15 protein-coding genes and 1 pseudogene are annotated in these 14,857 nt (G+C 66.0%); 6 read left to right on the forward strand and 10 right to left on the reverse strand.

What is annotated here, in order from left to right:
* Positions 1–3 precede the first annotated feature (3 nt).
* Positions 4–597 carry a peptide deformylase gene (locus QOH60_RS08140; protein WP_526418943.1) on the reverse strand — a complete coding sequence of 198 codons (594 nt, stop codon included), beginning with the start codon at positions 595–597 and terminating at the stop codon, positions 4–6.
* A 118-nt stretch (positions 598–715) separates the two neighbouring features.
* Here QOH60_RS08140 and napA point away from each other — a divergent pair, with 118 nt between their 5' ends.
* Genes napA through QOH60_RS08165 form a run of 5 tightly spaced genes read left to right on the forward strand, consistent with a single transcriptional unit; the run spans position 716 to position 3,985 of the window.
* Complete coding sequence (gene napA / locus QOH60_RS08145; protein ID WP_526418945.1) at positions 716–1,024, forward strand: nucleoid-associated protein NapA; 309 nt, start codon at positions 716–718, stop codon at positions 1,022–1,024.
* Positions 1,025–1,064: 40 nt separating this feature from the next.
* Positions 1,065–1,544: a LytR C-terminal domain-containing protein gene (locus QOH60_RS08150; RefSeq protein WP_526418947.1), complete on the forward strand. Its 480-nt coding sequence runs from the start codon at positions 1,065–1,067 to the stop codon at positions 1,542–1,544.
* A gap of 11 nt (positions 1,545–1,555) precedes the next feature.
* Positions 1,556–2,221, forward strand: a complete 666-nt coding sequence (gene sodC / locus QOH60_RS08155) for a superoxide dismutase[Cu-Zn] (protein ID WP_526418949.1) — start codon at positions 1,556–1,558, stop codon at positions 2,219–2,221.
* Positions 2,208–3,344 (forward strand): glutamate--cysteine ligase, encoded by a 1,137-nt coding sequence (locus tag QOH60_RS08160; RefSeq protein WP_526418951.1) that lies wholly within the window; start codon positions 2,208–2,210, stop codon positions 3,342–3,344. Before sodC ends, QOH60_RS08160 begins: the two co-directional genes overlap by 14 nt.
* A complete protein-coding gene (locus tag QOH60_RS08165; RefSeq protein WP_526418953.1) occupies positions 3,344–3,985 on the forward strand; it encodes an LON peptidase substrate-binding domain-containing protein in 642 nt (213 codons plus the stop codon). The genes QOH60_RS08160 and QOH60_RS08165 overlap by 1 nt, the downstream gene beginning before the upstream one ends.
* A gap of 138 nt (positions 3,986–4,123) precedes the next feature.
* On the opposite strand, the gene mnhG is transcribed toward QOH60_RS08165, so the two are convergent.
* From mnhG to QOH60_RS08195, 6 genes are read right to left on the reverse strand one after another with little or no spacing between them, the layout of a single operon-like run.
* On the reverse strand, positions 4,124–4,480 hold the full coding sequence (gene mnhG, locus QOH60_RS08170; RefSeq protein ID WP_526418955.1) for a monovalent cation/H(+) antiporter subunit G: 357 nt from the start codon (positions 4,478–4,480) through the stop codon (positions 4,124–4,126).
* Positions 4,477–4,755, reverse strand: coding sequence for a monovalent cation/H+ antiporter complex subunit F (locus QOH60_RS08175; RefSeq protein WP_526418957.1), 279 nt, complete (start codon positions 4,753–4,755; stop codon positions 4,477–4,479). Before QOH60_RS08175 ends, mnhG begins: the two co-directional genes overlap by 4 nt.
* Complete coding sequence (locus tag QOH60_RS08180) at positions 4,752–5,270, reverse strand: Na+/H+ antiporter subunit E (RefSeq protein WP_526418959.1); 519 nt, start codon at positions 5,268–5,270, stop codon at positions 4,752–4,754. Before QOH60_RS08180 ends, QOH60_RS08175 begins: the two co-directional genes overlap by 4 nt.
* Positions 5,267–6,862, reverse strand: a complete 1,596-nt coding sequence (locus QOH60_RS08185) for a Na+/H+ antiporter subunit D (protein WP_526418961.1) — start codon at positions 6,860–6,862, stop codon at positions 5,267–5,269. Before QOH60_RS08185 ends, QOH60_RS08180 begins: the two co-directional genes overlap by 4 nt.
* On the reverse strand, positions 6,859–7,335 hold the full coding sequence (locus QOH60_RS08190; RefSeq protein WP_526418963.1) for a Na(+)/H(+) antiporter subunit C: 477 nt from the start codon (positions 7,333–7,335) through the stop codon (positions 6,859–6,861). The genes QOH60_RS08185 and QOH60_RS08190 overlap by 4 nt, the downstream gene beginning before the upstream one ends.
* The gene (locus tag QOH60_RS08195) at positions 7,332–10,214 is read right to left on the reverse strand and encodes a Na+/H+ antiporter subunit A (protein WP_526418965.1); all 2,883 of its coding nucleotides are present in this window, start codon (positions 10,212–10,214) and stop codon (positions 7,332–7,334) included. Before QOH60_RS08195 ends, QOH60_RS08190 begins: the two co-directional genes overlap by 4 nt.
* A 99-nt stretch (positions 10,215–10,313) precedes the next feature.
* Here QOH60_RS08195 and QOH60_RS08200 point away from each other — a divergent pair, with 99 nt between their 5' ends.
* Complete coding sequence (locus QOH60_RS08200; protein ID WP_526418967.1) at positions 10,314–11,744, forward strand: FAD-dependent oxidoreductase; 1,431 nt, start codon at positions 10,314–10,316, stop codon at positions 11,742–11,744.
* Here QOH60_RS08200 and QOH60_RS08205 read toward each other — a convergent pair.
* The 3 genes and pseudogenes from QOH60_RS08205 to QOH60_RS08215 form a co-directional block, all read right to left on the reverse strand.
* Entirely contained in the window at positions 11,705–12,448 is a 744-nt protein-coding gene (locus tag QOH60_RS08205; protein WP_526418970.1) for an SDR family oxidoreductase, read from the reverse strand. The genes QOH60_RS08200 and QOH60_RS08205 overlap by 40 nt on opposite strands.
* A 193-nt stretch (positions 12,449–12,641) precedes the next feature.
* Positions 12,642–13,756 (reverse strand): annotated as a pseudogene (locus tag QOH60_RS08210) (HNH endonuclease signature motif containing protein).
* A 165-nt stretch (positions 13,757–13,921) separates the two neighbouring features.
* The coding region (locus tag QOH60_RS08215) for a hypothetical protein (protein WP_526418972.1) at positions 13,922–14,857 on the reverse strand (936 nt) is incomplete at its 5' end.

A 14,857-nucleotide genomic window follows, 5' to 3' on the forward strand; every position in this document is an offset into this window, starting at 1 on the left:
CCGTCAGTGCCCGAACGGATCGGGCACCTCGCCGGGCGTCCACGACAGCCCCGGCACACCCCAGCCGTTCGCCTTGACCGCGCGCTTGGCGTTCCTCGCGTTGCGGCCGACGAGGCGATCGAGGTACAGCAATCCGTCGAGATGCCCGGTTTCATGTTGCAGCATGCGGGCGAACAGGTCCTCGCCCTCGATCGTCACCGGCGCCCCGTCGGCGTCCGCACCAGTGACGCGCGCCCACTTTGCTCGCCCCGTCGGGAACGACTCACCGGGCACCGACAAGCAGCCCTCATCGTCGGTCTCCGGGTCTGGCATCGTCTCAGGCACTTCGGAGGTTTCCAGCACGGGATTGATCACCGCGCCTTTGCGCCGCACCGTTTTGCCGCGGGCTTCGGCGCAGTCGTAGACGAACACTCGCAGTGGCACGCCAACCTGGTTGGCGGCCAAGCCGACTCCGTTCGCGGCCTCCATGGTCTCGTAGAGGTCTGCGATCAACTGTCGCGCCTCCTCGGGCACCGAACCGTCGGCACCGAGCACCACCGGGCTGGTTGGCGTGTGCAGGACGGGATCTCCGACGATCCGAATCGGGAGGATAGCCACGGTCTGACAGCTTAAGTGAGCCGACTCGCGGGCTCAGCTGACGTGTGGTTGTGGCGAACCGTGATTGAATGTTCGCGCGGCACAGCAAGGACCCGTTCGGCAATCAGCGAGGAGCGGTATGGACGGCGCCATGGCGCGGGCGGGGCGCTCGGCGGATGACGCTGAACTCGTCGACGGCCTGACCCGACGAGAACGTGACATCCTGGCGTTCGAGCGGCAGTGGTGGAAGTTTGCCGGGTCCAAGGAAGAAGCCATCAAAGAACTGTTTTCCATGTCCGCGACCCGCTACTACCAGGTGCTCAATGCGTTGGTCGAGCGGCCGGAAGCGCTGGCAGCCGATCCCATGCTCGTGAAGCGGCTGCGCCGGTTGCGAGCCAGCAGGCAGAAGGCCAAGGCGGCACGCCGGCTCGGCTTCGAGGTCCCCTGAGTCTTCGAACTGATCTGCTCCGCTCGTTACAGTGGGCACGATGAATCAGCGTGTACCCGAGTCCGGGGGCCTGCCACTGCGGGCGATGGTGATGGTGCTGCTGTTCTTGGCAGTGGTCTTTCTGCTGTTGGGGCTGCGGGCCGTGTTCTCCGACGGCGACGCGGGCAGCCAGTCCAGCGCGGCGACCAGCACCGCCACCAGCGCCGCCAGCCCGACGGCCACATCGCCAGCCGCCGGCCCGAAGGCGCCGGTGTTCGTCTACAACATCTCCACGGTCCTGGGACTCGCCAAGAACACGGCACAGCAGTTGGTCGAGAACGGCTGGAACGCGGAGGCCAGACAGGAAACTCTGGATCCGCATCCGGACGTCACCGGCACCACCGTCTACTTCACAGACGCGCCCGGAGAGAAGACCTCGGCCGAAGAAGTGGCCAAAATCTTGAAGGCGCCGGCCCCACTGCAGCGCGCACCCGAGCTGAAGGACCTCCAGCCCGGGGTCATCGTGATCGTCACCGGATAGGCTCTACAGCCATGGTCAAGTCCGCCGCTGTCGCAGCAGCATTTCTGGCCGTTCCGGCTCTGGCGCTCAGCGCCTGCAGCCCGAACCAAAACCCTAGTAACTCACCGGGAACCACGCCGTCGGTGTGGACCGGTTCGCCCGCCCCCGGCCCGTCGAGCACGTCCGTGAGCACCACCGCGTCCAGTTCGTCGGGTGCCTCCCGGAAACTGACCGCGAAGCTCGCGACGCCCGACGGCAGGCAGGTGGCGAACGCCACAATCGAGTTCAGCGGCGGGTTCGCGACGGTCACCGTGGAGACCACGGATGAGAAGGTCCTGCCGCCGGGCTTCCACGCGATGCACATCCACGCGGTCGGAAAGTGCGACGGGCCTGATTTCGCTTCGGCGGGAGGGCACTTCCAGGTGCCCGGCAAGCCGTCCCCTCCGCACAGCGGCGACCTCAGCTCGCTGCAGGTGCGCAGTGATCATTCAGCGAGACTCGTGACGACCACCGACTCGTTCACCGCCGAAGACCTCCTCGGTGGCGCCGGCACCGCGATCATCATCCACGAGAAGTCGGACAACTTCGCCAACATTCCCCCGCGCTACACCCAGGCTGACGGCACCACGGGCCCGGACAAAGACACGCTCGCCACCGGCGACGCCGGCGCACGGCTGGCTTGCGGTGTCATCGGGTAGCCAGCCCGTCAAGCGCAGAATCGACTTCTCGGCCTCACCCAGACCGACGGTCGGGGTCGAGTGGGAGTTCGCGCTCGTCGACGCGCAAACCCGCGACCTGTCCAACGAGGCCGCGACGGTGATCGCCGAAATCGGCGAAAACCCGCGTGTACACAAGGAATTGCTGCGCAACACTGTCGAGTTCGTCACCGGGATCTGCGACAACACCGCGCAGGCCATGGACGATCTTCGCTCGACGCTGACGAACGGCCGTGACATCGTCAGGGGTCACGGAATGGAGCTGTTCTGCGCGGGCACGCATCCGTTCGCCCGATGGTCGTCGCAGAAATTGACCGACGCGCCGCGCTACGCCGAGCTGATCAAGCGGACGCAGTGGTGGGGCAGACAGATGCTCATCTGGGGAGTCCATGTGCACGTGGGCATTTCATCTGCGCACAAGGTGATGGCGATCATCTCGTCGTTGCTGAACCAGTACCCGCATCTGCTCGCGCTGTCGGCGTCGTCGCCGTTCTGGGCCGGAGAGGACACCGGTTACGCCAGCAACAGGGCTATGATGTTCCAGCAGTTGCCCACCGCCGGGTTGCCGTTTCAGTTTAGGACATGGAGCCAGTTCGAAGGCTTCGTGCGCGATCAGAAGATCACCGGCATCATCGACCACATCAACGAAATCCGTTGGGATATCAGACCATCGCCGCGGCTGGGCACGATCGAGGTGCGGATCTTCGACGGGGTCTCCAATCTGCGCGAGCTTGCCGCGCTGGTGGCGTTGACGCACTGCTTGATCGTCGATCTCGACCGTCGGCTCGACGCCGGGGAGTCGCTACCCGTGATGCCGCCCTGGCATGTGCAGGAAAACAAGTGGCGGGCAGCGCGATACGGCCTGGATGCGGTGATCATCCTGGATGCGGACAGCAACGAACGGTTGGTGACCGAAGACCTCGACGATCTGCTGACTCGGTTGGAGCCGGTGGCACGGTCGCTGGGATGTGTTGACGAGTTGGCATCTGTTGCGGAGATCCCCGCCAAAGGCGCGTCATACCAACGTCAGAGGCGGATCGCCGAGGACAACGACGGCGACTTGCGCGCGGTCGTCGACGCGCTGATCAGGGAGCTCGAGCTCTGATGGAACGTGAGCTGCCGATGTTTCCCTTGGAGGTCGCGCTGCTGCCTGACGACGACCTGCCACTGCGCATCTTCGAGCCGCGCTACACGCAGCTGGTCGCCGACTGCCTGGCGTCCGATGATCCGGTGTTCGGTGTCGTGCTGATCGCTGCGGGCCGGGAGGTCGGCGGCGGAGACAACCGGTACGACGTCGGCGCGCTGGCCCGGATCGTCGACCACCAGGACGCCGGAGGCGGCAGATATCGCTTGCGGTGCCGGATTTCTGAGCGCGTCCGGGTACGGCGGTGGCTGCCCGATGATCCCTATCCGTGCGCGGTGGTCGAGATCTGGCCCGACGAGCCGGGTGATCCCGTCGACGAGGGCGCGATCCGCGAGCTGGAAGACCGGGTGATGGCGTTGTTCGAGCGGCTCGCGGCGGCGCGAGGGGTGGAGCTGCCACCACGGGACTTGTTGTTCGCCGGGGTCTCGCTGGCAGACAACGCGGGAGACAAGCTGTACGCGTTGGCATCTCAGGTGCCGATGGGTCAGGCCGACCGTTACGAGGTGCTCGCGTCGCCGTCGCCGTCGGCGCGGCTGCGGGCGCTCGCCGAGGCCGTCGACACGATGACGGCGATGATCGACTTCCAGATGCCGGGGGAATAGGTCGCCGAAACCACACGCGTCACACGGAGTTTCCACATATCGTTGTGCCCGTATCTTAGCGGCAATCTCTGCGCAGCAAGGGAATCAGGGCCGCGTTGTCGCTACGATGCGGGCAACTCGAACAGTGGTCGGCGGCTGTTACGGGTGTGGCGGGTTGGCTCGCTTCGTCAGGTCCTCGGCCAGCTGGTCTTCGGTCAGCAGGTCGTCGCGGACGCCGTGCTCGTGGTAGGCCAGCCGGCCAACGCGGTTTGCGATCACCGGCGCGGTAATCAACGTGAACATGCCTGCGAGAACAATCATTCCGATGTCGGCGTTGCCTCGCAATCGCACTGAAGCGCCCACGAGTACCAGCAGCAGCCCGAGCACCTGGGGCTTGGTCGCGGCCTGCATGCGCGACAACGTGTCCGGGAAGCGGACGACGCCGATCGAGGCAGTCAGGGCCAGCAGCGAACCCGCGATCACCAGTACCCCGGAGATCAGCTCGGGTGCGCTCATGGTCGCTCCTCGTCCGGCTTGACATCGGGCACCCGGAACCGGGTGACGCTGATCGAACCGACGAAACTGATCAGCGACAGCGCGGTCATCCCGTACACGACCGTGGAGTCCAGGCTGTACGCGGCCCACGTGCCCAGCGCGCACATGGCCACGGCCACGAGCGTGTCGAGGCCCACCAACCGGTCTAAAGTGCTGGGCCCGCTCAGGATCCGGAAGGTGGTCAGAGCCGCTGCGACGACCAGCATGACCGCCGCGACAACCCACACGACATTCATGCCGGCTCCCAGTCGGTTTGGCGTTCGAACGCCCTGTGCAAGAGGTGCTCGAGAACCGCGACCTCGTGGTAGAAGCGGTTCACCGCACGCGACGAGCCGACGTCGAGCACGTGCACGTAGAGCATCCGTTCATCGCGGTCGATCTCGAGCACCATAGTGCCCGGCGTCAGGTTGATCGCGTTGACTCCAAGCGCCAGAACTAGGTCCGATTTCGTTGCAAACCTGACGCGCAGCACCGCGCTGTGCGGGGGCGGTCCCGGCTTGACCGCCAGCCATGCCACCTGGACGCTGGACACCATCAGATACCAGGCCACCACACCGATGAACCGCAACAGCGACAGCGGGTGCAGCCTGCCTTCGACCGGCACCGTCGGCATCGGAAGAAGCAGCGTGATCAACAACGCGACTGCCAGACCGCTGAGAATGTTCGCCGCGGAGATGTTGCCCCACAGGAGAATCCACGCGAGCACCAGCCAGCACACTGACCACACGCGCAAAGCCCATCGCCGCCTCATCTCTCGAGCACCACCGATATGTACTGCCGCCGGTCGAGCACATCGGCCGCTGCGCGGTCAGCATAGGAGAAGAACGGGCCGGCCAGCACGGTGATAGCGAGGCCAACACCGATGAGCGCCATCGTCGGCACGAGCATGCCCACCGGCATCCGCCCGACGTCGTCGCGGTCGATGAAAGCGACATCGTCGTCGGCATCCTCGAGCAGCACCGTCGGCGCCGCACTGGACAACGCGCCCTCGGGTGCGTCGGCGCGCGATCGCCAGAACGCCTTGCTGTACACGCGCGCGACGACGTAGAGCGTCAGCAGGCTGGTGACGACCCCCCCGCCGACGAGGATCCACGCCAGCACCGACCCACTATCAGCTCCGGCTTGCAGCAAAGCGACCTTGCCGAGGAATCCCGAGAACGGTGGAATACCACCGAGATTGAGCGCCGGCAGTAAGAACAGTAAGGCCAGCAGCGGGCTGGCCGCCGCCAGGCCCCCAAGCCTGCGCAGCGTCGACGCGCCCGCCTGCCGCTCGATCAGACCGGCCACCAGGAACAGTGTCGTCTGGACGATGATGTGGTGGACGACATAGAAGATCGCGCCGGCCATCCCGGGCCGAGTGGCCAGCGCGATCCCGAACACCATGTAGCCGATGTGGCTGACGAGCGTGAACGACAGCAGGCGCTTGATGTCGTTCTGGGCGATCGCGCCGAGGACGCCGACGAGCATCGTCAGCAGTGCGGCCACGAGCAGCGTGGCATCCAGCCCGCCACTGGGAAACAGCAGCGAATGCGCCCGGATGATCGCGTACACACCGACTTTCGTCAGCAAACCCGCGAACACCGCCGTCACCGGTGCGGGGGCGGTGGGGTAGGAGTCGGGCAGCCAGGTGGACAACGGGAACACCGCGGCCTTGATGCCGAACGCCACAAGCAGCACCGCGAACAGCGCGCTGCGCGTGCCGGGCGCGACGTGGTCGAGTCGCACCGCGAGCTCGGCCATGTTCAATGTCCCTGTGGCGGCGTAGATCAGCGCGATGCCGATCAGAAACACCAGCGATGCCACCAGTGAGACCATCACGTAAGCGATCCCGGCGCGCACGCGGTCCGCGCTGGCCCCTATGGTCAGCAACACGAAGCTCGCGGTCAGGAGCACCTCGAACCCGACGAAGAGGTTGAACAGGTCTCCGGCCAGGAACGCATCGCACACGCCCGCCGAGAGCACGAGGTAGGTCGGGAGAAAGATCGACACCGGCTGACGTTCGTCGCCGTCCCGGATACCCTGCCCGATCGCGTACAGGACGACGGCCAGTAGCACGATCGCCGAGACAACCATCATCAGCGCCGAAAGCCGATCGACGACGAGTGTGATGCCCAACGGCCCGAGCCCGGGCACGCTGGGTCCCCAGCCGCCGACGTTGAGGGCAGCCGTGCCGTGTCGATCGACCAGGTAGATCAGCGCCACGCAGACGGCCACGACGGCCACCAGGGCCGCGAGCGTGATTGCGCGCTGAAGTCGGCGACGGCGGCCAAGGAACATGGTCAGCGCGGCGCCCGCTGCGGGGATCAATACCGGCAGCGGAGTCAGGGCAGACGCCAAGGTCACGGCGAATCCTCCTGCGACTTCTGCGAATACCTTGGCAGCGCGTCGATTTCGGCCGGCTCGTCTTCGTCGAGTTCGGGCTCTGGGGGGACGACGTCCTCGTCGGCCTCATCTTCGGTCTGGTGCGACACCCTGGCGTCTTCGGGGTCGTCACCGACTTCCTCTGCGGTGGTGAGCCGGTACGCGCGATAGCCCAGCGCGAGCACGAATGCCGCGACTCCCATGGTGATCACGATGGCCGTCAGGATCATGCCCTGCACCAACGCGTCCGCTGTGGTGGTGCGGCCTGCACTGGTTCGGTCGTCGATCGGCGGATTGCCTGACGGGCCGCCGACGGTCAGGATCAGAAGATTGACCGCGTTGCCGATGAGCAACGCGCCCAGCAACATTCGGGTCAGGCTGCGTTCCAGCAGCAGATACACGCCGCAACTCGTGAGTACGCCGATCAGCACCAGCGGAACTATGGCGGTGGTCATCGCAGCGTCGCCTCCGAATTCGCTGAAGGGGGGCGGAGCTCTTCGTCGAGATGCACACCGAGACTGCGCAACACGTCGAGCACGAGGCCCACCACGATCAGGTACACGCCGAGGTCGAAGAACAGTGCGGTGACGAACTTGACGTGGCCGAGCACCGGTACGTCCAGCTCGATCAGCGCCGACGAGAGCACGGGCGCTCCCCGCAGCAGGGGCGCTGCCGCGGTCCCCACTGACAGACCGAGCCCCACACCGAGCACCTTGCCCGCGTCGACGGGCAATGTCTCGCCAAGCTCGTAGCGTCCGCCGGCGAGGTAGCGCAGCACCAGCGCCAGCCCGGCGGTCAGCCCTCCGGCGAATCCGCCGCCGGGTGTGTTGTGGCCGGTGAAGAAGAAATACACCGAAAGCACCATGATCAGCGGGAAGATCACGCGGGTGGCGACTTCGAGCACCAGCGACCTGTGGCGCGGGTCGCGCAGCTCGCTGCCCCGCAACCATGTCACGTCGCTCGACACCGGTGCGGGCTGCGGAGCGTCGGCAACCCTGGGTGCGGCACCAAACCGTTGGTGCCGGAACACCATTGATGCGACGCCTGTCGCGGCGACCAGGAGCACCATGATCTCGCCGAGGGTGTCCCACGCACGGATATCGACGAGCAGCACGTTGACCGTGTTCGCGCCGTGGCCGCGGTCATGTGCCGCGTCAGGGAGCAGGGACTCAATCGACGTACCGGTGCGGGCGGCCATGGCGAACGCGGCGATCGTGGTGACCGCCGCGCCGACCCCGAGCGCTAGCAGGATGCGCGGGAATCGGTTTCGCCTGATGTTCTCGACGGACGTCTCCGCGGGCAGCGCGCGCAGCACGAGCACGAATACCACCAATGTCAGGGTCTCGACCAGGAACTGCGTCAACGCCAGATCCGGTGCGCCGTGGAACGCAAAGATCAATCCGCACCCGTAGCCCGTCATGCCGATGAGTAATACGCCGGCCAGTCGGTTGCGCATCACCGTCGCCCCGAGTGCGGCCGCCACCACCAACAGGCCAACCACGAGTTGCACTGTGGAGTCCCACAATCGGAACTGGGGACGGTCGCGTGCCCCCGCCGCCAGTGCGACGACGGGCAGCAGCACGAGCGTGGCGAGGATCACCGACAGGGTTGCCGGGATCGAGCCACGTTGAGTCAGAGCCGTCACCCTGAGCGAGAGCATGTCGGCGCCGCGGACCACTGCGTCGTAGATCCGATCCGCGTTGCCCAACGGAACCCAACCAATTCGAGTGCGCCGCAATCTATCTCGCAACAGGAATGCTGCGATGCCGGTCGCTAGCACCAGTGCCGAGAGGCCGAGAGCCAACCCGAAGCCGTGCCAAAGAGCGAGCGTGTACCCGTGCCCGCCTGGCACGGTGTCCGCATAGTCGTGAAGAAGCTCATCAAGCCAGTGCGGCGTGAGGCCAAGCGCCAGGCCGGCGGCAGCCAAGATGGCCGGTGCGGCAAGGAAACTCCGCGACGGTCGGTGCATGTGGGCGACTAGCGAACTAGGTTCGCTGGCACCCTTGCGGGCGAACGCGCCCCACAGGAACCGCAGGCTGTAGATCGTCGTGAACACGGATCCGAGCACGACCGCGGCGAGCACCACCGGGGCGGTCCGGCCGAGTGACGCGCTGTGCGCCAGAGTCTCGAAATCTGCTTCCTTGGCGACGAAGCCGAGAAACGGCGGCACCGCGGCCATGCTTGCCACTGCGCACGCGGCGATGATGAACAGCGGCCGGCTTCGGTGCCCCAGCCATGACAGCCGTCGAATGTCGCGGGTGCCCGTGGCGTGGTCGATGATGCCGACGACCATGAACAGTGTCGCCTTGAACAGTGCGTGCGCGACCAACAGCGCGAGGGCCGCCAGCATCAGGTCTCCGCCGCCCGCGCCGACCATCAGCGCGATGAAACCGAGTTGGCTGACGGTGCCGAACGCCAGGATCAGCTTGAGGTCGTATTCACGCACGGCCCGCCATCCCGCCAACAGCATGGTGGCGGCGCCGAGGATCACAAGCGTTGGGCGCCAAGGCGCTGCGTCGGCGAAACCCGGTGCCAGCCGTGCGACGAGATAAACGCCGGCTTTGACCATCGCGGCCGCGTGCAGGTACGCGCTGACCGGCGTCGGCGCCGCCATCGCGCCGGGCAACCAGAAGTGGAACGGCACCAGCGCCGACTTGCTGACAGCACCGACGAGCAGCAGCGCGAGCGCGACGTTCACCGCCACGCCGGCCGGCGGGTGGGCCACCAGCTCTGACAACCGATATGTGCCCGAGGTGTGCCCGAGGGTGATGATGCCGACCAGCATCGCCAGCCCGCCGGCGGTGGTGACCAACAGCGCCTGCATCGCGGCGCGGCGGCTGCTGGCGCGTTCGGCGTAGTGGCCGACGAGCAGGAACGACAGCACGGTCGTCAGCTCCCAAAACACGTACAGCACAAGCATGTTGTCGCTGACGACGAGCCCGAACATCGCGCCCGAGAAGGCGACTAGTTTGGCGGCGAAGCTCGGTAGGTGCTGCTCGGTGTCGCCATCGCCGCGGACGTGAGGAGCAGTCGAGCCTGAGTGGTGGAAATACTCGGAGCAGTAGAACAGCACCAGTGCGCCGATCCCGAGCACCAGCACGGCCATGATCGCCGACAGCGCGTCGAAGCGCAGGTCGATGTTCAGCGACAGCTCGGGCACCCATTGCAGGTGCACGGTGCTCGGGCCGTGGTGCCCAGGCCAGCTCGCGGCGACCCACGCCAGCGACATGGCGGGAACGAGCGCCAACGGGTAGAACGCCAGCCTGCCCCAGCGGATCACCAACAGCGGTGCCACGGCCGCCGCGACGAGGTGGGCGAGCAGGATGGCGAGCATGGCGTGGCTGAGCTTACGGAATCTGCGGCCAGGTCTTGACAGCCGCCAGTAATTCATTGGATGATGAACTCATCAACCGATGAATTAATTGGAGGCGTCATGAACAGCAGCGATGTGATCGTCGTCGGCGCAGGGCCAACCGGGTTGATGCTGTCCTGCGAGCTCGCGATGCGCGGCGTGACCGTGCGGCTACTCGACGAACGACGCGACATTCCGAACATCACGCGGGCGTTCGGCGTGCATGCCCGCACCCTGGAGCTGCTCGACGCGCGCGGGCTCGCTGACGAGCTCGTGCAGCGGGGCTTGCCCGTCTACGAGGTGGTCCCGGCGCCTGGAGCCGTGATGAACCTGAAGGAGCTCCCCAGCCGATACCCGATGGTGTTGATGGCGCCACAGAGCCTCACCGAGCGCGTGCTGACTGCCCGCGCAAACGAACTCGGTGTCGAGATCGTTTACGGCGCAGAGGTGGTCGGCCTGCAGCAGGAGGGCGAGGGGGTGACGGTGCGACTGGCGGACGGGACCGCAGAACGCGCCGCATACGTCGTCGGCTGCGACGGGGCGCACAGCACCGTGCGCGATCTGCTGGGCATCGGTTTCGAGGGTAAGGAGTACCAGACGCACATCCTGCTCGCCGACGTCCAACTGAAGAGCCCGCCGACCGAAGGGTTGTCGGCATCGACTAGCCCCGACGGCGTCATCCTCCTCGTTCCGTTCGGCGACGGCTGGTTCCGCGCGATCGCGTGGGACAGGACGCGCGAGCACGTGCCGCTCAAGGAACCCGTTCCTCTGGAAGAGATCAGAGACTCATTCCTGCGCATCGGAAAGACCGACTTCGGCATGCGTGAGATGCGCTGGAGTTCGCGATTCCTCTCGGAGCGCCGCCAGGCCGAGCGCTACCAGGTGGGCCGCGGCTTCATCGCGGGCGATGCCGCGCACGTGCACTCGCCGCTTGGTGCGCAGGGCATGAACACCGGCATCCAGGACGCGATGAACCTCGGATGGAAGCTCGCCGCCGCGGTCCACGGCATCGCACTCGACGGGCTGCTGGACACCTACCAGAAAGAGCGGCATCGCGTCGGCGCACAGGTTCTGAAGCTCACCGACGGGTTCAACCAACTGGTTCTCGGCCGCAGCCTGCCGCGCCGTGTGTTGCGCCGGGTCGCCATCACCTTCCTGCTGAATTTCCGGCCGACGAGGCGGTTCATGCAGGGCCGGCTCAGCGGAATCGGCATCAGGTACCCGCGCCCGCACGGCGCCCATGCACTGACCGGGCGCCGCATCCCCGACGTCGACTGCTCCGGCACCCGGCTCTACGAGCTGATGCGTGACGGGCAGTTCGTGCTCCTGACGCGGGCCAATCTGGATCTCGGCCGCTCGGACGTCACGCTGGCTGTGCACACCGACGCGACGCTGCCGCCCGCGGTGCTGGTTCGCCCCGACGGTTATGTGGCCTGGGCTGGCAAGTTGGCGGAAGCTGTTGCGGCCGTTGACTATTGGCTTCGCAGCCAGTCCTCGAATCGGGTCTCGTAGAGCGTCGCGCCGCTGCCGGGGACGATGGTGTCGTCGTCCAGCAGCGCACCGAAATAGCGGGCATTCGGATCGCTGGTGACCTCGCGCGTGTCGGCGGTCGACTGTAGGTAGCCGCGGATGAACTCTTCGAAGCGGAACTTCTCGGGGCCGCCGACCTCGACGATGCCGTTGACGGGCTCGCCTTCCGCGGCGGTGACGACCGCAGCGGCGACGTCGGAGGCGGCCATCGGCTGAATGAAGGCCGGCGACAACCGAATTGTGGTGCCGTCGGTAGCCTCGTCTGCGATAGCACCGACGAATTCGAAGAACTGCGTCGCGCGCACGATCGTGTAGGGCACCTGCGAGTCCTCGATCAGGCGTTCCTGAGCGACTTTTGCTCGCATGTAACCGCTTTGGTCGGCGCGGTCGGCACCGACGACCGACAACGCGACGTGGTGACGGACGCCCGCTGTGGCTTCCGCCGAGAGGAGGTTGCCGGTCGACGTCTCAAAAAAATTCAGCACGGCTGCGTCCTCGAACGAGGGAGAGTTCGAGACATCGACGACCACGTCGGCGCCTCGCAGAGCCTCGTCGAGGCCGTCGCCGGTGAGGGCGTTGACGCCCGAGCTGGGAGATGCCGCAACGGCCTCATGGCCTTGTTCGTTCAGAGCACGAACCACCTGCGACCCGATGAGTCCAGACCCTCCAATGACGACGATCTTCATGATTCGATTGTCTTGCTCCGCAGGTTCAAAACACAAGACGCTGACCAACCGGATAGCGGGCAGCGCTTTAGTTAGTGCGGCGTCAGCGCGGATCCTGATGGTGGCGGTGGCTCGGTAGCTGAACGAATTTCTCCATGCCCCAGCCTGTTTGAGCATCGAGGCGGTGCTGTGACCACCGGGCCCGGGCAGCGACCTAGTTGTTGGTCGGTGGTGGTTGCGGCTGGAATGGTTCATACCACCACCAGTCGGCGCGCTCGCCCGTGGGACCGGGACAGGGTGCCACGGCCAGTACCAGGTTGAAAAGCTCGGTGGGGCCGCCGTCTTCCAGTGCCGGATGTGGTGTGTGTGCAGACCCCGACTGGCTCCGCAGCCGGGCACCGCGCACGTCGGGTGTCGGTGCTCCAGGGCACGGCGCAGCCGGCGGCTGATCTGCCGGGTCGCGCGGCCGCAGCCGATGACCTGGCCGTCACGTTCGAACCAGGCCTCAAAGATGGCGTCACACAGCAGGTATCGGCGGTCGGCGTCCGACAGCAACGGGCCCAGATGCAGGTGAGCCGCTCGGTCCTTGACGTCCAGATGTATCACCACGGTGGTGTGCTGCCCGTGCGGGCGGCGGGCCACCTCGGCATCCCACCCGGCCTCGACCAGGCGCAGGAACGCCTCGGCGGTGGTGGGCAACGGCGGGGCCGTTGTCAGAGGCGCGGTCGGGATCGTCGTGATCGCGCCTCCACTCGGCTACCAGAGCATCCAGGTGCGATTGCAGCGCCGCATCGAATTTCGCCGCCTCGATGTTCGCCAACCTGATCCGGTAGTCGGTGAATTCGTGGTTGGTGACTTTGGTGATCGACCGCTGCGGTTCTCCTCGGCTACCCGGTTCGGGCTCGGGTCGAGGTTCGAGCTTGACCGCGGTACGCAGCTGGTTGACCGTCGCAACTGCGGCCAGCTGCGCATAGTGCTCATCGGATCCCTCGCCCGCGCGCCCCGCGATCACCCCGACCTGATCCAGCGACAGCCGGCCCTCCTTCAACTCCCCTATGCAGCGGGGAAACGCATCGAGGCGACGCGCAACGGTGGTGATCGTCTTGGCGTGCACGGGCGACGAGCCGGTCTTCCAGGCCACCAACGCCGCCACCGACCGCGCCCCCGTGGCGCCCCACAACTTGCGCCATCGATCTCGGCGACGATCTCCACGATGCGCCCATCAATCGCGTTGCGCTGACCCTGCAACTCCGCCAGCTCCTCGAACAACACCTCAAGCCGCTGATCAGGAGGCAGAGCCGTAGCGCCGGAGGATGCGGTCAAGGACATAACGTCATCATCGCAGAGGGGTATGACAACTTTCGGCCGCGCGATCCGCGCCGGGATGAGGCGGTCATCATCTGCGGCCAAATCGCGCATCACCGGGCAACGCCTTCACGAAAACCCGGGCCAGTGGCGGGAATTGACAGGACCAGTTCGTACGCAGCGGCGTCGCTAGACCGCATCGTCAAGACCCCAATTCTTGGCTTGCCTCAGAACCTCCCGCTTGTAGCTCGACCTCAGCGCGTCGACCATTGCGAGGGTTCGTGACGTCAGTTCGTCCCGAATCCCGCTCTGCGCGTGAGCGTATGGGATGAACGCCCGTCGCAGATCGGGAGCGTCTAGCGCGACCTCCAACGGAAGGCTGTCCTCGCTGTAGGGCGTGCCGCCGATCGCCTGTTCGACGCGAGCTGCGCTCCACCGCAACGGGTCACCCGTACCAGTCTCGAAAAGCTCCAGTAACAGCTCCCGATGGCTGGAGTCGGTGAACGGCGCTGCCGAACTGGTCGCGAAGAACCTATCGCACAGCTCGTTCGACTCCCCGTCCCCGGCCCGTGACTGGTGTTCGCCACCTTCGGGTAGCCGACCTATCAGCCACTGAACGAGTGCCCTGTAGAGCGGCCACATATCGGTCTGAGGCGCAAGTGCCGGCTTGTTGAGCGCATCCTCGATCCACACCCGCGCATCGGCCAGGCTCATCTCGAAAACGCTGACATCGCTGCTGGATTCGGCCACCCGCGCAAGGGCCTCGTCGATTGGATCCGGTACAACGCCAGCGTCGACAACGCTCGACAACATGTTGTGGTCGATCTGGACTGCGACCGTCAGCTCGTGCCCACCGTCGAGTCGCATACCGATCACGAGTTCGTCGACATCACCGAACACATTAGTTCTGCGCACCGCGCGGTAGACATCGACCCGCGGTAGGGCGGTGATCCATCGCGGCAGATGCTCGCCTCGTTCGGCAAGCGCGCGTCGGCACCGGAGCTGTGGCGCTGGATCGTCGACGAGAAGTTCGGCGATAACAGCCAGTAGCGTCGTCGTCTCTCGATTCCGGACACCGATCAAGCCGGTCAGGACCCGATCCAGATGACTCGTGTCGCATCGGCC

This window comes from Mycobacterium sp., from assembly GCF_032159765.1.
In the GTDB taxonomy this organism is placed as follows: domain Bacteria; phylum Actinomycetota; class Actinomycetes; order Mycobacteriales; family Mycobacteriaceae; genus Mycobacterium.